General features: G+C 60.5%; 17 protein-coding genes. All 17 read right to left on the bottom strand.

What is annotated here, in order from left to right; genetic code table 11:
* Positions 1 to 86 precede the first annotated feature (86 nt).
* The 17 genes from tyrS to I6I71_RS08825 all read right to left on the bottom strand — a co-directional run bounded on the left by tyrS (position 87) and on the right by I6I71_RS08825 (position 18,637).
* Positions 87 to 1,364 (bottom strand): tyrosine--tRNA ligase, encoded by a 1,278-nt coding sequence (gene tyrS / locus I6I71_RS08905; protein WP_201820536.1) that lies wholly within the window; start codon positions 1,362 to 1,364, stop codon positions 87 to 89.
* A gap of 20 nt (positions 1,365 to 1,384) precedes the next feature.
* Positions 1,385 to 1,567 carry a Trm112 family protein gene (locus I6I71_RS08900; RefSeq protein WP_052204425.1) on the bottom strand — a complete coding sequence of 61 codons (183 nt, stop codon included), beginning with the start codon at positions 1,565 to 1,567 and terminating at the stop codon, positions 1,385 to 1,387.
* Positions 1,564 to 2,187, bottom strand: coding sequence for a hypothetical protein (locus I6I71_RS08895; RefSeq protein WP_052204427.1), 624 nt, complete (start codon positions 2,185 to 2,187; stop codon positions 1,564 to 1,566). The genes I6I71_RS08900 and I6I71_RS08895 overlap by 4 nt, the downstream gene beginning before the upstream one ends.
* Positions 2,174 to 3,763 (bottom strand): VWA domain-containing protein, encoded by a 1,590-nt coding sequence (locus tag I6I71_RS08890; protein ID WP_201820534.1) that lies wholly within the window; start codon positions 3,761 to 3,763, stop codon positions 2,174 to 2,176. Before I6I71_RS08890 ends, I6I71_RS08895 begins: the two co-directional genes overlap by 14 nt.
* Positions 3,763 to 4,965 carry a hypothetical protein gene (locus tag I6I71_RS08885; RefSeq protein WP_101734926.1) on the bottom strand — a complete coding sequence of 401 codons (1,203 nt, stop codon included), beginning with the start codon at positions 4,963 to 4,965 and terminating at the stop codon, positions 3,763 to 3,765. Before I6I71_RS08885 ends, I6I71_RS08890 begins: the two co-directional genes overlap by 1 nt.
* A gap of 33 nt (positions 4,966 to 4,998) precedes the next feature.
* On the bottom strand, positions 4,999 to 6,438 hold the full coding sequence (gene argH / locus I6I71_RS08880; RefSeq protein ID WP_201823588.1) for an argininosuccinate lyase: 1,440 nt from the start codon (positions 6,436 to 6,438) through the stop codon (positions 4,999 to 5,001).
* Positions 6,439 to 6,447: 9 nt separating this feature from the next.
* Entirely contained in the window at positions 6,448 to 7,659 is a 1,212-nt protein-coding gene (locus tag I6I71_RS08875; protein ID WP_052204434.1) for an argininosuccinate synthase, read from the bottom strand.
* A 65-nt stretch (positions 7,660 to 7,724) separates the two neighbouring features.
* Positions 7,725 to 8,225, bottom strand: a complete 501-nt coding sequence (locus I6I71_RS08870; RefSeq protein ID WP_052204436.1) for an arginine repressor — start codon at positions 8,223 to 8,225, stop codon at positions 7,725 to 7,727.
* Positions 8,222 to 9,163, bottom strand: a complete 942-nt coding sequence (gene argF / locus I6I71_RS08865) for an ornithine carbamoyltransferase (protein ID WP_236587290.1) — start codon at positions 9,161 to 9,163, stop codon at positions 8,222 to 8,224. The genes I6I71_RS08870 and argF overlap by 4 nt, the downstream gene beginning before the upstream one ends.
* Positions 9,164 to 9,167: 4 nt before the next feature.
* A complete protein-coding gene (locus I6I71_RS08860) occupies positions 9,168 to 10,382 on the bottom strand; it encodes an acetylornithine transaminase (RefSeq protein ID WP_414017434.1) in 1,215 nt (404 codons plus the stop codon).
* Entirely contained in the window at positions 10,383 to 11,327 is a 945-nt protein-coding gene (gene argB / locus I6I71_RS08855) for an acetylglutamate kinase (RefSeq protein WP_201823582.1), read from the bottom strand.
* Positions 11,328 to 11,339: 12 nt separating this feature from the next.
* Positions 11,340 to 12,500, bottom strand: coding sequence for a bifunctional glutamate N-acetyltransferase/amino-acid acetyltransferase ArgJ (gene argJ / locus I6I71_RS08850; RefSeq protein WP_201820532.1), 1,161 nt, complete (start codon positions 12,498 to 12,500; stop codon positions 11,340 to 11,342).
* A 54-nt stretch (positions 12,501 to 12,554) separates the two neighbouring features.
* Positions 12,555 to 13,598, bottom strand: a complete 1,044-nt coding sequence (gene argC / locus I6I71_RS08845) for an N-acetyl-gamma-glutamyl-phosphate reductase (RefSeq protein WP_201820529.1) — start codon at positions 13,596 to 13,598, stop codon at positions 12,555 to 12,557.
* Positions 13,599 to 13,674: 76 nt separating this feature from the next.
* Entirely contained in the window at positions 13,675 to 16,191 is a 2,517-nt protein-coding gene (pheT, locus tag I6I71_RS08840; protein WP_201820526.1) for a phenylalanine--tRNA ligase subunit beta, read from the bottom strand.
* A 33-nt stretch (positions 16,192 to 16,224) separates the two neighbouring features.
* Positions 16,225 to 17,274, bottom strand: a complete 1,050-nt coding sequence (gene pheS / locus I6I71_RS08835; RefSeq protein ID WP_201820523.1) for a phenylalanine--tRNA ligase subunit alpha — start codon at positions 17,272 to 17,274, stop codon at positions 16,225 to 16,227.
* 175 nt (positions 17,275 to 17,449) lie between these two features.
* A complete protein-coding gene (locus tag I6I71_RS08830; protein ID WP_070494699.1) occupies positions 17,450 to 17,803 on the bottom strand; it encodes a cupin domain-containing protein in 354 nt (117 codons plus the stop codon).
* A gap of 18 nt (positions 17,804 to 17,821) precedes the next feature.
* Entirely contained in the window at positions 17,822 to 18,637 is an 816-nt protein-coding gene (locus I6I71_RS08825) for a class I SAM-dependent methyltransferase (protein ID WP_101734932.1), read from the bottom strand.
* Positions 18,638 to 18,660: the final 23 nt, after the last annotated feature.

The following is an 18,660-nucleotide window of genomic DNA, read 5'->3' as shown; positions in this document are numbered from 1 at the left end:
TTCGTTGAATTTCTCTGATTCGGTTGCTGCCGTAACAGCGTGGCTAAACCATAGCCACGCCGGTTAACAAAATGCAAACTCCGCAGCTAGACGCGCTTTGCTCCGGCAAAATTCTTCTTACCGCGGCGCAGTACCAACCAAGCTCCGTGGAGGAAGTCAGACTCCGAAGGTTCCCACTCCTCGCTTTCAACGCGCTGGTTGTTTACGTACACGCCACCTTCCTTAATGGAACGGCGTGCGGCACCCTTGGAATCTGCAAGACCCGCGCCAACCAACAGATCAACGATGTTGGTAGATGTGCCAGGCTCGATCTCATGCACCGTGGTCTCACTAACCGCAGCAGCCAAGGTGCGCTCATCAAGATCCGAAAGCTCGGCCTTGCCAAACAGGGCTTCGGCAGCAAGTTCAGCGCCCTTGCGGGCCTCTTCGCCGTGAACCAGGTCAGTCATCTCCTGCGCCAGGCGTCGCTGCGCTTCACGCTTGAACGGACGCTCCGCAACTTCAACCTCAAGACGGTCCAACTCTTCCTTGTCCAGGAAGGTGAACCAGCGCAGGTAACGGATCACGTCCGCATCAGCGGTGTTCAGGAAGTACTGGTACCAGGTGTACGGGCTGGTCATCTCCGGATCCAGCCACAGGGAACCGCCGCCGGTGGACTTGCCAAACTTCTTGCCCTCAGAGTCCGTCACCAACGGCACGGTCAGTGCATGAACGGATGCGCCGTCCATACGACGATTCAGGTCAACGCCCGCAACGAGGTTGCCCCACTGGTCGCCGCCGCCTACCTGCAGCACACAGTCGTAATTGCGACGCAGCTGCACGTAGTCGTTAGCCTGCAGCAGCATGTAGGAAAACTCAGTGTAGGAAATGCCGTCGGATTCCAAACGGCGCTTCACCGTGTCTCGGCTGAGCATGGTGGAAAGCGAGAAGTGTTTGCCCACGTCACGCAGGAACTCAATCACACTGAGGTCTTTAATCCAGTCGTGGTTGTTGACCAGCAATGCAGGGTTATCGCCATCGAAGGACACAAAGCGCGACAGCTGGCCGGAAATGCGATCCGCCCAGTCACGCACCGTGTCCTCCGAGTTCAGGGTGCGCTCGCCCACATCACGTGGGTCACCAATCATGCCCGTTGCGCCACCTGCGAGTACTAGCGGACGGTGACCCGCCATCTGGAAACGACGCAGCATCAAAAGCGGCACAAGGTGGCCAGCATGCAGCGACGGGCCGGTCGGGTCAAACCCGCAGTACAACGTGATCGGTGTCTTCGTAGCCTCCCGAAGGGCTTCAAGGTCAGTGGACTGATTTACCAGGCCACGCCACTCAAGTTCATCAACGATGTTGGTGTTTACAGAAGAAGTCATTAAAACATCTCACGCTTTCGTTACTGGGAGGTGGTTGGGTGGGTCTGCGCTTCGTCGATAAGCAAGACTGGAATGCCCTGCTCAATGCGATAGGCAACGCCAAGGCGCTCATTGATCAGCAACTGTTCTTCCTCGTTATAGACCAATGGCCCTTTGTCTTGAGGACAAACAAGAATCTCAAGCAGTTCTGGATCAAGGCTCATGAGCGTCGATCGTACCCCTCGGCCTCTTCGAAACCGTCGTTGAGTCCTGGCAGCGCGCCAAGTTCAGTGCGCAGGAACTGCGCCTGGGAGTCCATAGCACGCAGGTTATCGTCAAGAATGCCAGTTTTAATTCTGTCTACGGCGCTAGCGAGCGTGGTCAATGAATCCGCCATGACTGCCGCTGCCCTACCGTCGCTGTGCTGCGGGCTATCAAGGAACGTCGTGGTGATTTCCGGGTAGTACACCTTGACCACATTCCACATGGTCTGACGGTGCTCCGGCGTGGAATCCAAATGGTCCCACTCCGACAAGACAAAACGAACGTTGCTCTCCAACTCTTTAGCTTTGGCTACTACGACCGCTGGGGGCTTCGCGCGAAACAGCTTGGAAGACGTCTCGCGCAGCACCCCAGAAAGCAATTGCGGAGTGGGCGTCATAGGTGCCTGTAGCGCCTGCTGCCGCGGCGCCGGTGTGAGGACAGCACCTGCCCCGTACGCCGCTAGGGCTGCCACCGGCCAGAACACGCCGAACCCGATGACTAGGTGCAACGCCACGACCAGAATGGCCAGCAGCAGACCAACCTGGTTCTTGCGGGAAAGGAAGTAATTACTGGAACCCACGGATCTCCTTAAATGCAGACTCCAAATCGCCGTTGAGCGCGTCAAAGACTTCTCCGCCCGTCAGTTTCGCAAGCTCCGTCATCTCAGCCTTATTGGCATCGCCGTAGAGAATTACGAACACCGGAATCGAGCGCTTCTCCGGCGACATCTGGGCATAGATCTCCCTGAACTCATGGAAGCTTTCGCCGAAGGTGGCTTCACCGTCACTGAGCAAGACTATGGACGGAATGCCCGTCGAGGTGTCCGCCGCCTCCAAAGCACGGATCAACGTTGGGTAGATCGCAGTGCCACCATGTGCAACCAGACCATCAACGTACGCACCGAGTTCTGCGGCGACAGCCGGATCTTCGCGGTCAAACGTGACGCTAATTGGCTCATTCGGGTCGAAGCTGAAGGACCACAGGGTGACGTCCTCGCGGTCGCGCAAGGAGACGTCGCCGGTGAGGGTGGACGCTGAGCCGTCGATAAGCGAATGCATAATCGCCTTCAATGACTCAAGGCGCGCACCTTCCATCGAACCGGACACATCCAGCACAAACGTAGTGGTGCCAGGCTGGCGGTACTGGTTGTTGTAGGCGTAGAGCAGCTCATCTACCACCGACTGGTTTGCCGGGAACGGCAACTCGATGACCTGCTGGTTTTGCAGCTGCTCGGGCAGGTTGTCCACCTGGCGCACCGGGCGGCGGAACGTCTGCGCAATGTCTTCCTGATGCTCAAGCATCCAATCTGCCAACGCCCGAACCTGCTCGGCAGCCTGCGGATTCGACGGCTGCGCAAGGGTGGATAGCGGGTAGTCGGCAGAAATCACGCCGTCCTTCGGCACAACCACCTGGATCGGCTGGCCTTGCTGCTGCATCTGCAGAAGCGTCGACTCGTAGTTCACAATCGCATCGGCACGCTCCGGGTCTGCAACAAACGCTTCCGCCAGCCAGCCGGAAGAACCGGACACCAGAGATTGCGCTTGGAACAGTGCCTTAAGTGTGGGGCTGACCAGCTCCAGATCCCCGGGGCTGATTGCCTGGCCGGTGTCTGCAACCGCCGTCGCAACCGATACCAGCGCGGAGAAACCCGAGTTGGACGAGGACGGAGTAGTCATGCCAAAGGTGAACTCTCCTTGCTCCGCGGCCTGGGCGAACTCCGCCCACGTGGGCTGCTGCGTATCCCAGCCCAAGCGCGCAGCCGCGTCGTCCCAGACACCAAAGGCTACTGGGCTGGTCGCAGTCTTCGTCTCGTCTGCAAGCTTGTTGGACGCCCCAATCAGGTTGACGTAGCGGTTGGTGGCAAACCAGGTGGCGTCCACGTTGCCGTCAAAATCTCCACGTTTCAGGGCCTGGGAGTTATCCAAAGTACCACCTGGGAAGAGCAGTTCAATGCTAAAACCAAGGTCATCAGCAGCCTGCTGAACAAGCCCCTCCAAGTCTTTCAACTCTGTGGCGGCGACAATTGTCAGATCTGCTGCCCCTTGGCTTCGTTTGGGTGCGGAATCAACCCCGCCAGTTTCGCCTGAGTCTGTGCCGCACGCGGCAAGTGCAATGACACTGACAAAGGTGATAAACGCTAGCCAGAAACGTTTCATTACTCTTCCTCCCCATGCCGCGGCGGGGGCGCAATTTTGCCGTAGCGGGTGCCCACGCCGTCAATGAGCTGTTCTAGGCGGTCGTAGTTCGGTGGGTCAATGGAGTTGACGTAGTCGCGCGGCGGTTCAAGGCCTTGACTTTCCATCTCTTGGGCAAGCGAGCCGGAGGTCGCCGGCCTGAAACCGTGGCGTGCTGCAAGTTGCTGCAGCTGCGGGTCATTAGTCAGCAGCTTGCCAAGTTCTTTGCCTTCCGCAGTCACGCCCACAATGCCGTGATTTGCAAGCACGGTTGGGTGCAGCTGCAGCAGCACCATGTCGTCCCTAATACGGGAGTTCGGACTCATCTGCTCGCCCAGATACTGGGCTTCGTACACCATCACCATCGGCGCTGCCCCCATTCCCTGCGCCAGGTACTCCGCGAACGGGCCCGAAGAAGATGACTCCGAATAGCCCTGACCAGTGAAAAACGGTGCGATCGACTCCACCAGGTAACCCACGTCATCTCCCCGCGCGGGGTCGCGCTGCTGGAACTCATAGTTCAGGATGGACAGGTACATCGCCGCTGAGTTGGAGGTACGGATGTCAGTTGAACGGATCTGGACAGTTCTTGGCGACGCAAACGTGTCCCCAAAATCACGCCACCTCGCACCAGAGCTCGCGATGTCCACAAACTTGGCCATGTCTAATACGTAACTGTCACCGTCTTTAGTCACCGCCCCCTGACCTTCGAGGATCTCGGCGATCGGTTGCCAGCTGGCCACCGCCATAGGTGAGAAGAACGGGAAGTCCACCGAGTAGCCAGAACCCTGCTCACGAACCTTTTGCGCAGCTGGTGCTGATGAAGGGAACACAAAGTCCTGGGCTTCGATGTCTATGCCTGTGGCAATCTCGCGGGAGCCGGCTGTGCTAAACGACACCTGGAAACCGAGCTCCTCAAGACGCGCCACCACGTCCGGGTCTTCGAAATACCCGCGCTTCTCGGAGCCGATCACACCGCGCACCTGGGTTAGACCAGGCTTTTGGGCAACGTGACTCGTCCCATCATCGGAGTCAGAAGCTCCGCCAATTCCCCCAAGTCCAGGAATGACCCCGCGACCCATGGCGATTGCTGCTGCGACTACCGCTAATAGAACAACGCCAAGCACGATGGACAATCCGCGTCCACCGCGCTTGGCGTCTGTATTGCTACTCGGCACATTCATACACTCATGGTAAAGCGTAAAACGTGACTTCGCTCACTGACCGGGGCGCACGGGTGTCTCCGCCCACGTCCGGAACGCGGCGTTAGCTTGGGCCACACGTTCAAGCTGCTCCTCGACGCGTACCTTTGCGGTACCGCCGCGGGTGGCGCGGGATGCTACAGCACCCTGCACCGTAAGAACGTCACGCACCTCAGGAGTCAGGCGCGTATCAACGCTGGCCAATTCCTCATCGGTCAGCTCTACAAGGTCAACGCCGCGGCTTTCCGCGATGCGCACGCATGCGCCGGAAGCCTCGTGAGCTTCGCGGAATGGCACGCCCTGGCGCACCATCCACTCAGCCAAATCCGTGGCAAGCGTGTAGCCAGCGGGTGCCAGCTCCAGCATGCGATCCTCATGGAACACCAGCGTGGAAACAAGTCCGGTAAACGCCGGAAGCACAATGCTAAGCTGCGTCACCGAATCCACCAACGGTTCCTTGTCCTCCTGCAGGTCACGGTTGTACGCCAAGGGCTGCGCCTTCAGCGTTGCCAAAAGACCTGCGAGGTTACCGATCAACCTGCCTGACTTACCACGGGCAAGCTCTGCGACATCCGGGTTCTTCTTCTGCGGCATGATGGACGATCCGGTCGACCAAGCATCATGCAACGTGATGTAGCCAAACTCCGGCGTGGACCACGCAATGATCTCCTCAGCAAAGCGAGACAAATCCACCGCAATCTGCGCCAACACGTAGGCGGTTTCCGCCGCGAAGTCGCGCGAAGCGGTGCCGTCAAGCGAGTTGTCCGCCGAGGAATCGAACCCGAGCTCCTCAGCAATCGCCTCCGGATCCAACTGCAGCGAGGAGCCAGCAAGCGCTCCGGAACCATACGGCGAGACCGCAAGGCGCTTATCCAAGTCCTGGATACGCTCCAGGTCACGCAGCAGCGGCTGCGCGTGCGCAAGCAACGAGTGCGCGAGCAGAATCGGCTGCGCCGCCTGGAAGTGGGTTTTGCCCGGCATGATCGCATCGGGGTGTACCTTCGCCTGGGCGACAATCGCGTCGATCAGGTCCGCAACGTCCTGCGAGATGCCACGCACCGCGTCACGAAGCCACATGCGAAACATCGCTGCAACCTGGTCGTTACGGGAACGGCCCGCGCGAAGTCGCCCGCCCACTTCCGGTCCGACACGGTCAATCAAGCCGCGTTCCATGGCGCCGTGGACATCTTCGTCCGTAGGCAGCGGCCCAAAGGAACCGTCGGCGACATCCTTGCCCAGCTGGTCAAGACCAGCCAGCATGGTTGCCAAGTCAGCGTCGCTCAGCAAGCCTGCCCGGTTGAGCACCTTGGCGTGTGCCTTGGAGGCAAGCACGTCATAAGGCGCGAGCACCCAGTCAAAGTGCGTGGACACGGAAAGCGCGAACATGGCCTCGGACGGGCCACCGGAAAAGCGGCCGCCCCACAGCGCACCTTCATTAGTGCCGTGCTGCTCCATTGTCATCCCCTACTTCTTCGAGGCGTTGGCCTCGCGGTCACGCTTGTTAGCAATCTGGGACGACAGGCCGTGCAGGCGCACAAAGCCCTTGGCCAAGGTCTGGTCGAAGGTATCGCCCGTGTCGTAGGTTGCCAGGTTGAAGTCGTACAGGGAGTGGTTGGAACGACGGCCGTTAACCGTCGCCTTGCCTGCGTGCAGCACCATGCGGATGTCGCCGGTGACGTGCTCCTGGGTGGAGTCAATGAAGGCATCGAGAGAGCGCTTCAGCGGGCCGAACCACAGGCCGTCGTACACCTCTTCCGCCCAGCGAGCGTCGATCAGGCGCTTGTAGCGTGCCAGCTCGCGCTCCACCGTGACGTCCTCGAGCGCCTTGTGCGCGGTGATCAGCGCAACCGCACCCGGCGCTTCGTAGACCTCGCGGGACTTAATACCCACCAGGCGGTCCTCCACCATGTCCAGGCGGCCGATGCCCTGTGCACCTGCGCGACGGTTCATCTCTTCAATAGCCTCAAGCACCGTGACCTGGCGGCCATCGATAGCAACCGGCTTACCAGACTCGAAGGAGATGATGACCTCATCCGGGGCGTTACCTAGCGACGGGTCCTCGGTGTAGGAGTACAGGTCCTTGGTCGGCGGGTTCCACAGGTCCTCCAGGAAGCCGGTCTCAACCGCACGGCCCCACACGTTCTGGTCGATGGAGAACGGAGATGCTGCAGACTGCTCAATCGGCAGGTCCTTGCCCTCGGCGTACTCAATGGCCTTGTCACGGGTCCACGCGTAGTCACGCGCTGGGGCGATGATCTCCAGGTCCGGATCCTGGTTCAGGAACCCAACCTCAAAACGCACCTGGTCGTTGCCCTTGCCGGTGCAGCCGTGAGCAACGTGGGTGCCGCCAAACTGGTGGCCAGCCTCAACAAGGTGCTTGACAATCAGCGGGCGAGAGATTGCAGAAACCAGCGGGTACTCCCCCTGGTACATGCCGTTGGCCTTGATGGTTGGCAGGCAGTACTCTTCGGCGAATTCATCCTTGGCGTCCACCACGATGGACTCCACGGCGCCACAGTCCAGCGCACGCTGGCGCACGGATTCCATGTCTTCACCACCCTGGCCCAAGTCCAGGGAGACGGCAATCACTTCACCACCCGTCATCTCAGCGAGGTACGGGATGGCTACGGAGGTGTCCAGTCCGCCGGAGTACGCGAGGACGACGCGGTTGGTCATAGTAGATCTCTCCTTGAAGAAAAACTAAAGAAAATTGGTTATACGAAACGTTAGGTTACCTGTGGTTAGCTCTCGGCTTTGCGCGGGGCACCACTGAAAAGCTGCTCTGCCAAATTCTGGCCTGAGAGGGGTTCACGGGCAAGTACGAAGATGGTGTCATCGCCCGCAATGCTGCCAACTACTTGGTCAAGGCCCACTCGGTCGATATAGCTGGCTAGGTACTGTGCCGCCCCCGGGGGTGTGCGCAGCACGGCGGTGGAGTGCGAGTAGTCCACCGAGACCACCAGCTCCTCAATCATCCGGTTGAGTTTGTCGCGTGGCCCGGTCTGCACGGCGTCGATTGCGCCGGTGTCGGATCCGACAATGTAGAAGGAACGGCCGCCGTCGAGCGGGCGAACTTTACGTGCCCCTAACTCATCCAGGTCGCGTGAGAGGGTGGCCTGGGTGATGTCGATGCCTTCTGCAAGCAACAGCTGGGAGAGCTGCACCTGCGAGGTCACGCGGGTGTTTGCCAGAATTTCCAGGATGCGGGCTTGACGTGCGGTACGCGATACGGGTTGTGTCATGACTGGTGCTCCAGAAGCCAAGTGAGGAGGGCCTTTTGTGCGTGGAGACGGTTCTCTGCCTCGTCGAATACGCGCGAGGCTGGACCGTCGATAACCTCGGCAGCCACTTCGCTGCCGCGGTATGCCGGCAGGCAGTGCAGGAAGATGGCGTCTTCGCCTGCGCGTGCCATCACTTCAGGTGTGACCTGGTACGGCATAAACGGGGTGCGGCGATCCTTGCCGTCTTCCTCCATGCCCATAGACACCCAGGTGTCGGTGATGACAACATCGGCGCCGGCAACCGCGTCCAGCGAGCTGGTCACGGTGACAGTTGCGCCGGTTTCTTCCGCACGGCGGCGTGCGCGGGTGACAAACTCCTCGCGCGGAAGGAAGTCTTCAGGCCCGATGATGGCAATGTCCACCCCGGCGTTGGCAAAGCCGATCATGTAGCTGTTTGCCATGTTGTTGTCGCCGTCGCCAAGATAGACAGCCTTCTTGCCGCGCAGGCCGGCTGGACCTTCCTGCGGGCAGAGGTTTTCCACCATGGTTTGCAGGTCTGCCAGAATCTGGCAGGGGTGCAGGTCATCCGAAAGCGCGTTCACTATGGGCACGGTGGCGGTTTCCGCCATGGCCAGCAGGTTGTCGTGAGCATAGGTACGCCACACGATTGCGGAGACGTAGCGGCTGAGCACCGCTGCGGTGTCCTGGTAGCTCTCCCCTTTGCCCATCTGGGAGTTGCCGGTTTCGGTCACAATTGCGTGCCCGCCGAGCTGCGCAATGCCCGTGTCAAAGGAGAAACGGGTGCGTGTGCTGGTCTTATCAAACAGCACCGCTACGGACTGCGGCCCCTCCAGCGGTCGGTGCTTGTACGGCTCGCGTTTCATCTCCGCGGCCAGGGCAAGCACTTCAGCCTGCTCGGCGGGTGTCAGATCATCGTCTGCCAGAAAGTGTCGTGGCACCTTGCTACTCCTTTTCCATCGCTTCGCGCAGCGCGGCCGCAAAGCGCGTCGCTGCCTCGTCCAACTCTTCATCCGTGATCACAAGCGGTGGGGTGAACCGGATCACGTCGTCTGCCGGCGCATTGACAATCAGTCCTTGTTTTAGCGCCAGAGCATAAGTTTGCTTTGCGACGCCACGCTCAAGCACCGCACCCACCATCAGCCCACGCCCGCGCACGGCTTTCACACCGTCAATGCCACGCAGGCGCTCGGCGAAGGCCTCGCCCTTGCGCGCAACCTCTGCAACAAACTCCTGGTCAATCACGTCGAGCACCGCGTTGGCCGCAGCACATGCCACTGGGTTGCCGCCAAACGTCGTGCCGTGGGATCCCGGGGTGAACATCTTCGCCACCTCGCCAGTAGCAATAACTGCGCCCAAAGGCAGGCCACCGCCAATCCCCTTGGCCATGGTCACCACATCCGGGCGAACACCTGCGGCAAGGTCGTGCTCGAAGGCGAAGAACGTGCCGGTACGTCCAACGCCGGCTTGTACTTCGTCGCAGACGAGGAGGATCCCGTGGGCGTCGCAAAGCTTCCGAAGCTCCTGCATAAACCCTGCTGGTGCCGGGATGACTCCGGTTTCGCCCTGGATGGGCTCCAGGAAGATCGCGGCGACATCGGTCGGGTTGATGGCTACGAGTTTTCGCACGTAATCAATGTCGCCGTAGGGGTAGAACTCCACCCCGGGCGCCACAGGTTCGAACGGCGCGCGCTTTGAGGGCTGGCCGGTCAGCGCCAGCGAACCCATCGTGCGACCGTGGAAACCGTGCTGCGCAGCTAGGATGCGGCGCTTGCCGGTCAAGCGAGCAAGCTTGAATGCGGCTTCGTTCGCTTCGGCGCCGGAGTTGCAGAAGAACACGCGAGCACTGTCATCGCCGAAGCGGTGCACCAATTCCCCTGCCGCGTCCACCGCTGGTTGGGAGGCGAATAGGTTCGAGACATGCGCCAGAGTCTGGATCTGCGTAGACACTGCCTGAACGATCTTCCCGTGGCCGTAACCAAGTGCGTTTACGGCAATGCCAGCGAGCATGTCCAGGTACTCATTGCCCTGGTCATCAGTGACATACACCCCACGGCCAGAAACCAACGCTACCGGCGGAGTGCCGTAGTTGTTCATCAGCCCGGCGTTCCACCCACTGAGCATTGCGCTGGGCTCTTGTGGCGTTTCGGCTCGTGTCATCTACGCGTCATCCTTTCTAAACACGGTGCCCTCCGGGTACTGCGTCGCATCGTATGCATCCGGAAGCACCATTGTGCCAATGCCGCCCATGGTCAACAGCTCAAGCAACACCGAATGTGCAATGCGGCCATCAATCACGTGCGCGGCCTTTACCCCACCGCGCACCGCGGTCAGGCATGCCTCCATCTTCGGGATCATCCCGGAGTCCAGCGTGGGCATCATCTTGTCCAGCTCACCCACCGTGATCTTGCTCAGCAGCGAGTCCTTATCAGGCCAATCGGTGTAGAGGCCCTCGACATTGGTCAGCACAACGAGGCGCTCCGCGCCGATGGCTGCCGCGAGTGCGCCAGCGGCTTCGTCGGCGTTGATGTTGTAGACGTCTCCGCTGACACCCGGCGCAATACCGGACACCACCGGGATGCGGCCGGCCTCGATGATGTCCATCACGGCCTCCGGTTTCACGTCCGTGATCGTGCCCACTAGGCCGATATCGTGCTGCTCACCGTCAACGTCCACGTAGCGCTTCTCGGCGGTAAACAGCCCGGCGTCTTCGCCAGAGGTACCCACGGCGTACGGCCCGTGCGAGTTGATCTTGCCAAGAAGATCACGCCCCACCTGGCCGAAGAGCACCATGCGCACCACGTCCAGGATCTCCGGCGTGGTCACGCGGAAGCCGCCGACAAACTCGCCGCCTTCCAGGTTCAGGCGCTTCATCATCGCAGAGATCTGCGGCCCACCGCCGTGTACCACAACCGGCTTAGCGCCAACGGTGCGCAAAAACACCATGTCAGCGGCGAATGCGGCCTTCAGATCCTCATCAATCATGGCGTTGCCGCCGTATTTGACCACCACGATCTTGTCGCGGTAGTGCTGCAGCCACGGCAGTGCCTCGGCAAGCACGTGCGCGCGTGCCTCATTACTCAGGTGAGTGCCCAATGGTTCCAACACGTGGCCTCCTTAGCTGCTGTAAGCCGAGTTGATTTCAACGTATGAGTGCGAGAGGTCGGTGGTGCGTACCGTCGCAACGCCTGGGCCCCCTGTGCCCAGATCAACCTCAACCGCAATGTCCATGCCGCTAAGATCCACATCGCGAGCCCCCGGCGCACCGGTGGACGCCACGCACACGGGCTGGCCGTTAAACATCACGCTGATGTTGTCCGGATCCATCTCCGCATCCGCCATGCCCACAGCCGCAAGAGTGCGGCCCCAGTTCGGGTCAGAGCCGAACATTGCGCACTTAAACAGGTTGTCGCGCCCAATGGTGCGAGCGGCGTTCAGCGCCTGCTCATTGTTGGCAGTACCCCGCACGGTAATGCTGACGCGCTTGGTCACGCCCTCAGCATCGCCCTGCATCTGATCCGCCAGGGACTGGCACACCTCCATGATCGCCGCATCCACCTCGTCCTGGCTCGGTGTGATGCCGCTTGCACCGTTGGCCATGACAATCACGGTGTCATTGGTGGAGGTAGAGCCGTCAATGTCCAGGGTGTTAAACGTCACCTCGGACGCCTTCTCCAGAGCTTGTTGCAGGGCCTCATTGCTTATCGACGCATCCGTGACCACCAACACCAGCATCGTCGCAAGCGAGGGCGCCATCATGCCCACGCCTTTACCCATGGAACCAACAGACCAGCCGTCACGCTGCACAAACGCCTGCTTGCTCACGGTGTCCGTGGTCATAATCGCCTCTGCGGCTGCCTGGCCGTTATCACCCAGGGCACCTACAAGCACGTCTACGCCTGCACGGACCTTGTCCATCGGCAGCAGCTCACCAATCAAACCCGTGGAGCAAACCGCAACGTCATCAGCTGCAACGCCGAGGTGCTCTGCCGCGCGTGCCTGTGCCTCGCGCGCATCCGCATCACCCTGGGCGCCGTTGCAAGCATTCGCGTTGCCAGAGTTAAACAGCACCACCTTGAGCTGACCGTTGCTAGTAGCTTCGCGGCTTACCTTCACCGGCGAGGCTTTCACACGGTTGCGCGTATATACGGCAGCCGCGTTAAACTCCGGGCCCTCGTTGACCACGAGCGCCATATCCGAGTTACCGGAGGGCTTAATGCCAGCAGTTGTCGCTGCAGCGACAAAGCCCTTCGGCGTGGTGACGGTTCCTTGTGTCATGTCTTTTCGTTCCTTAAATGTTTTGTTTGCCCTTGAAGCTTCCGTTTAGGGCGCTTAGGGCGCTACGCCCTGCTGCGGTAGCCCCGCAGTTTCATCCCAGCCCAGCGCGAGGTTCATGCACTGCACAGCAGCACCTGCGGTGCCTTTAGTCAGGTTGTCGATAGCGGAGGTAATCACCAGCACTTCGGCGTCTTCATCCACCTCAACCTGCACGTGGCACATGTTGGAGCCAACCACATGCTGCGTCTGCAGCTGCGCGCCCTCGGGCAGAACCCAGACGAAGGGCTCGTCCGCGTAGAACGCTTCGAACGCCTCGTGCGCCTGCTGCTGGGTTACGCCCGGCGTAAGCGGTGCGGTTACCGTGGTGAGGATGCCTCGCGGAAGCGGCGCGAGTACCGGCGTGAAGCTCACATTGACAGTCTGGCCTGCGGCTTCTTCAAAGTTCTGCGCCATCTCCGGGGTGTGGCGGTGCTTGCCAGCGGTGTTATAGGCCTTCAGCGAACCCATCGTCTCCGCACCCAGCATGCCTACCGACGCCTTCTTACCCGCGCCCGAAACACCCGTAATGCTGACAACGCACACGTCCGGCCCACACAGTCCAGCTTTCAGCGCGGGGTACGCGGCAAGTGTTGCACCAGTTGGGAAACAGCCCGGCACAGCGATGCGGGTGGCACCGCGGAGCTTCTCACGGTGGCCCGGCATTTCCGGGATGCCGTACGGCCAATGCCCTGCGTGCTCCGTGCCATAGAAGCGCTTCCATGCGTCCGCGTCCTTCAGGCGGAAATCCGCAGCACAGTCAATAACCACGGTGCTCTCTGGCAGGTTCGCACCAATCTGCGCGGAGTGTCCGTGCGGAAGGCCAAGGAACACAACGTCGTGACCAGCCAGAGTTTCCACGTCAGTGGGTTCAATCACCCGCTGCGCCAACTCCGGCAGGTGCGGCATAAGCTCGCCGACAGTTGCGCCTGCGTTAGAGTTTCCGGTCAGCGCGCCAATTCGCAGCTCGCCCGAAAGATATGCGGGGTGACGCAAAAGCAGGCGGAGAATTTCTCCGCCTGCATACCCGGTTGCGCCGGCAACGGCTACAGAGAGTGTCATGCACTGCAGTGTAGCACTTTATGCGTCAAATTATGCGCCGCAGCGTAATTTATTCGCACCCGTGTTGCGTCAAGCGCTACACGCCGCGCATCGTCGCCCCGAAGCGCTCCTCCGCGGCCTTCGCAGCCTTCAGTCGCGCCTCGGACGCCTCGTCCTCCGTCAACGTGCGATCGCCCGCGCGGAACACCAGGCCAAACGCCAAGGACTTCTTGTTCTCGCCGAGTTGGTCGGACACGTAGACGTCGAAAAGCGTGACGCGCTCCAACAGCTCACCTGCAGCCTCCTCGACCACCTGGCGCACCGCTTCTGCCGGCACATCGGCATCTACAACCAGCGCAATGTCCTGGTTCACCGCCGGGAACGCAGAAAGCACCGGCGCCGGAAGTTCGTAGTCAAACGGCAAAGCGGAAAGGTCCAGCTCCATCGCCACGGTGCGCTCCGGCAGCTCCAGTGCCTCAAGCACCTGCGGGTGCAGCTCACCCGCATAGCCCACAATCTCACCGCCAACCTTCAACGCCGCGCAACGACCCGGGTGCCACGGCAAGTGCTGGGCCTGCTCAACCTCAAGTGTCACACCCGCAGCGGAAGCCACAGTTTGCGCAGCCTGCAGGGCATCGGCCCAGGTGAACGCCCTACCCTGACCCAACGGACCATCGAGCTCTTGTTTGCCAACGGCCACCGTCGCCACATGCAACCGCTGCTCCGGGAGCGAACCGATCAGCTCCGCAATCGTCGCCTCATCCGGACGCTGCTCAACGCTTGGCATCGGGGATGCATCTGCACGCTTCACCGCTGTCTGTGCCACGGAGTACAGCGCGAGGTCATGGCGACCGCGGGCAACGTTGCGGCCAACTGCCTCAAGCATGGCCGGAAGCAGCGTGGTGGCCAGCACGGCGTAGTCCGCATCAAGCGGGTTTTGCACCTTCACCACGTTGCGTCGCGGGTCATCCGCCTCCAAGCCCCATGCATCGAGCACCGTGTTGGACATAAACGGCGTGGGGATGATCTCCGCGTAGCCGGAGTACGCCAGCGCGTGCGTCACCGCACGGCGACGACGCTGCTGCGGGCTCAGGCCGCGGCCACCAACCGGAGTCGGCAGCACGGACGGGATCGCATCCAGGCCCTCCAAACGCACGATCTCCTCAACCAGCTCCACTGGCACGGTAAGATCGCTGCGCCAGGTCGGTGGCGTGACCTGGAGGTGCTCATCATCGCCTGCGATCTGGCAGCCGACTTCCTCCAGGCGCTTGACCACGGTGTCGCGGGAGTAATCCACGCCAATCAGCTCGGAGGGACGGCTCACGCGCATCTCAATTGCCTCGCGCGCCGGTACCTCGCCGACCAAAGTGCGGCTTGCGGTCACCTGGCCGCCAGCGCACTGCACCAGGAGTGCACACGCAATGTCCAGGCTGACTTCAACAATGGCGGGGTCGACGCCGCGCTCAAAACGTCGAGAAGCCTCGGAGCTCAGTTTGTGGTGACGCGCGGTCTTCGCAACCGTCAGCTCGTCCCAGGTAGCGGCCTCGAAGTAGACGTTGGTGGTCTCGTCCGAGATCTCGGAGGTAGTGCCACCCATAACGCCTGCCAGTGACTGAATGCCGGCATCATCGCTGATCACCACGTCCGTTGCGCGCAGGGTGCGCTTGGTGTGGTCGAGAGTCTCGAACTCCTGCCCCTCAGTCGCGGTATGCACGCGCAGGCCGCCGGCGATCTTGTCAGCGTCAAACGCGTGCATCGGCTGGCCCGTCAGCAGCATGACGTAGTTAGTCACGTCCGTCGCCGCGTTGACCGAGCGGATGCCGGAAAGCATCAGCTCACGCTGCATCCAGAACGGTGCCTGGGCCTTCGGGTCAATGCCCTCAACCTTGCGCAGACCGAAGCGCTTCGCCTTCGTATCGGCCTCCAGCGTGATCGGGATCAGCTCGCCCTCCGGCGCCGGGACTGCGGAAACATCAATACCAGCGAATGCGGGATCCTTGGCTACGTCGCCGTACTTCAGGTCAAACGCCGAGGCAATCTCGCGGGTCAGGCCACGCGCGGACAGCGCGTAACCACGATCCGGGGTGACATTAACGTCGAAGACGGTGTCGGTGGAGTTGAGGAAGGCGCGTGCGTCGTCGCCAAGCTGGAAGCCCTCAGGCAGGCTATCCAGCGCAATGATGCCCTCGCTTTTCGCAGTCAGACCAAGCTCCGCGGCAGATGCCATCATGCCGTTGGAGATGTGGTCATAGGTCTTGCGTGCCGCGATCTCAAAACCACCCGGCAGCACCGCACCCGGCAGCGACACGATGACAACGTCGCCTTCTTTGAAGTTGCGGGCGCCACAGATAATGCCCTGCAGCTCACCAGTGCCATTGGCCTGGCCAACGTCCACCTGGCAGTAACGAATCGGCTTCTTGAAACCCGTCAGCTCTTCAATCTCAGCGACGCGGCCTAAAACCAGCGGGCCGGTTACCTCCGGCAGCGGCTCATAGCCCTCAGTTTCAAAACCGACGCGCACGAAACCTGCGTCCAGCTCCTCATCAGTGGGGTTGAAACCCTCATTGCCCGCGTTTGCAAGCAGGCGGGTGATCCAATTTTTGGAAATCAGCATTTGTTGTCTCTCTCCTTGTGCCTGCTACGCCTGTTATGCCTGAACGCCGAACGGGATGGTGAAACGAACGTCACCCTCAACCATGTCGCGCATATCCGTCAATCCGTTGCGGAACTGCAGCGTGCGCTCCAAGCCCATGCCAAACGCAAAGCCCGTGTACTCCTCCGGATCCACACCCACGGCACGCAGAACGTTCGGGTTGACCATGCCGCAGCCAAGCCACTCGATCCAGCCGGCGCCGCCCTTCTTGTTAGGGAACCACACGTCAACCTCAGCGGAAGGCTCCGTGAACGGGAAATAGTTGGTACGCATGCGCGTCTTGGTCTCCGGACCGAACAGTGTTTTCGCCAGGTGATCCAGCGTGCCCTTCAGGTGAGCCATGGTCAGGCCCTTATCCACCGCCAAGCCCTCAACCTGGTGGAACACCGGCGTGTGGGTGGCATCCAGCTCATCGGTACGGAACACGCGGCCCGGACACGCGATGTAGATCGGCACATCACGCTCAAGCATCGTGCGCACCTGCACCGGAGACGTGTGCGTACGCATGACCTGCTTGGAACCCTCCTCACCGATGTAGAAGGTGTCCTGCAGGGTACGCGCCGGGTGATCCGGGATGAAGTTCAACGCGTCGAAGTTGAAGTACTCCGCCTCCACCTCAGGGCCTTCAGCAACCTCCCAGCCCATGCCGATAAAGATATCTGCGATCTGCTCGCTGAGCGTGGTGATCGGGTGCATCGCGCCAGCCTGAGAACGTGCGGTAGGCAGCGTGACGTCCACAGTCTCTTCGCGCAGCTGCTGCTCGCGATACTCAGCCTCACGCAGCTGGTGGAGCTGGGAGTACACCTTCTCAGCGCGGCCGCGCGCCATGTTCACAAACCGGCCGGCGTCCTTACGCTGGTCCTTCGGAATGGAACCCAGCGACTTCCGCGCCTGCATAATTGTCGACTGCTCGCCCAAGTGCTCACGCTTGGCCTCTTCAAGCGCCGCCAGGTCCGCGGCCTTTTCGAACGCCGCGATAGCCTCATCCGCAGCCCGATTCAGGTTCTCCTCGGTCAGTTCAATTTCGGGTTTGTCAATGCTCACTGCACACCCGCACCTTTCCACTTCGGCGGCATCACAAAACGTTCACAAGCATACCCGCGGGCCTTCGGCTGTCTCCCAGGAGGATAAGTTGTGCCCCACCCCCGTACGGTGCGGACTCTGGGCGCACGCCGAATCTCATGCTGCTTGTGTTCATGGGCGTGACAACAATCCCTTTTTAAACCGCCGTAGGACGGTTCAACATATACAGCACCATTTTTGCCGGGCTCAGTGCTTTAACTGCGTGCGGTAGGCGCGTGGTGAAATGTACCAAACCGCCAGGACGCAGTATCACCGTTTTACCGTCGGCCGCAATTTCCAGTTCACCCTCTAAGGCCTGCACAATCACTGGCATCGCAGCGGTGTGTTCTGAAAGTTCCTCCCCTTGATCAAACGAGAACAGCACCACGTTGACCCCCTCGGCACGCAGGATCGTGGTCGATGTGGTCGAGTTTGGGGAGTACTCAACATGCTCCGCCATATTTTCTATGTAACCAAGCATGGCTTCTGGCACGTGGTCGTGTCCGCTCATGAATCCAATTCCCTTCTTCTACACGCTGACATCGGGTTTTCGAGCGATGATAGCGATACCGGTGAGATTGTCTCGATATTCATTAAAGGTTCTACGCATCTCCAGTACACGGTGACGCAAATCCCTGTCCCTCGCTACGTTACGCAAAATCCGCAAAACTCCGCCAAAACCTTCATCTGCAAGATTGCGACGCATTGACAGTAGGGCCATCGGCTCAGTTCCAACCCATTCAATGTCAAAACCCGCCTCCTCCAACAACCCACACCATTCTCGGCGCGTAAGTGGGCGAGCATTCACGCGGATCGTTTTCGCTAGGCGCTTGCGCAACTGATCAGCAAGTTCTGCATCAATTGTGTCGGGGGTAAGTCCCAGCTCATGGATCGCATACACACCACCCGGCTCCAACAAACGGAACGCTTCAGCAATAATTGCGCGCTTGCCTTTCTCACCTTGCATTGTCAGCATCGCCTCACCAACCACCACCTGGGCAGAATCGCTTTCAAGCCCGGTGGATTCGGCACTAGCGTTGACCACTGTGCCACGCGATCCCACCACGGACTGCACACGTGTCACTGCATCCACATCTTGGTCTACACCGACATAGGATGCGATGTCTCGTTCAAGCATGATGGCGGCAGTTCGCCCCAACCCAGGCGCGAATTCCACCACCCTTTTGTCCTGCAGTTCTGCTGCATCCAACAAACGATTCGTCAGCTTCAAACCACCAGGACGCAAAACGCGCTTCCCAGCTCGAGCGAGCACCCAATGGCCTGCAGCAACGTTGGTCGATCTGTCGCTCTGCGGTAGTGGCGGTTGACTTGTATTCGTTCCCATGAGGCAAACCCTACAGCAGTAGG

The organism is Corynebacterium riegelii (assembly GCF_016728505.1).
Classification (GTDB): domain Bacteria; phylum Actinomycetota; class Actinomycetes; order Mycobacteriales; family Mycobacteriaceae; genus Corynebacterium; species Corynebacterium riegelii.
Note: the sequence above shows the minus strand (reverse complement) of the source record. Positions and strands in the feature narration are given on the sequence as shown.

What these genes read in the sequence shown, in the direction of transcription:
- tyrS (WP_201820536.1), bottom strand. Translation starts at nt 1,364, where the DNA reads ATGACTTCTTCTGTAAACACCAACATCGTTGATGAACTTGAGTGGCGT.
- I6I71_RS08900 (WP_052204425.1), bottom strand. Translation starts at nt 1,567, where the DNA reads ATGAGCCTTGATCCAGAACTGCTTGAGATTCTTGTTTGTCCTCAAGAC.
- I6I71_RS08890 (WP_201820534.1), bottom strand. Translation starts at nt 3,763, where the DNA reads ATGAAACGTTTCTGGCTAGCGTTTATCACCTTTGTCAGTGTCATTGCA.
- I6I71_RS08885 (WP_101734926.1), bottom strand. Translation starts at nt 4,965, where the DNA reads ATGAATGTGCCGAGTAGCAATACAGACGCCAAGCGCGGTGGACGCGGA.
- argH (WP_201823588.1), bottom strand. Translation starts at nt 6,438, where the DNA reads ATGGAGCAGCACGGCACTAATGAAGGTGCGCTGTGGGGCGGCCGCTTT.
- I6I71_RS08875 (WP_052204434.1), bottom strand. Translation starts at nt 7,659, where the DNA reads ATGACCAACCGCGTCGTCCTCGCGTACTCCGGCGGACTGGACACCTCC.
- I6I71_RS08870 (WP_052204436.1), bottom strand. Translation starts at nt 8,225, where the DNA reads ATGACACAACCCGTATCGCGTACCGCACGTCAAGCCCGCATCCTGGAA.
- I6I71_RS08860 (WP_414017434.1), bottom strand. Translation starts at nt 10,382, where the DNA reads ATGACACGAGCCGAAACGCCACAAGAGCCCAGCGCAATGCTCAGTGGG.
- argJ (WP_201820532.1), bottom strand. Translation starts at nt 12,500, where the DNA reads ATGACACAAGGAACCGTCACCACGCCGAAGGGCTTTGTCGCTGCAGCG.
- argC (WP_201820529.1), bottom strand. Translation starts at nt 13,598, where the DNA reads ATGACACTCTCTGTAGCCGTTGCCGGCGCAACCGGGTATGCAGGCGGA.
- pheT (WP_201820526.1), bottom strand. Translation starts at nt 16,191, where the DNA reads ATGCTGATTTCCAAAAATTGGATCACCCGCCTGCTTGCAAACGCGGGC.
- I6I71_RS08830 (WP_070494699.1), bottom strand. Translation starts at nt 17,803, where the DNA reads ATGAGCGGACACGACCACGTGCCAGAAGCCATGCTTGGTTACATAGAA.
- I6I71_RS08825 (WP_101734932.1), bottom strand. Translation starts at nt 18,637, where the DNA reads ATGGGAACGAATACAAGTCAACCGCCACTACCGCAGAGCGACAGATCG.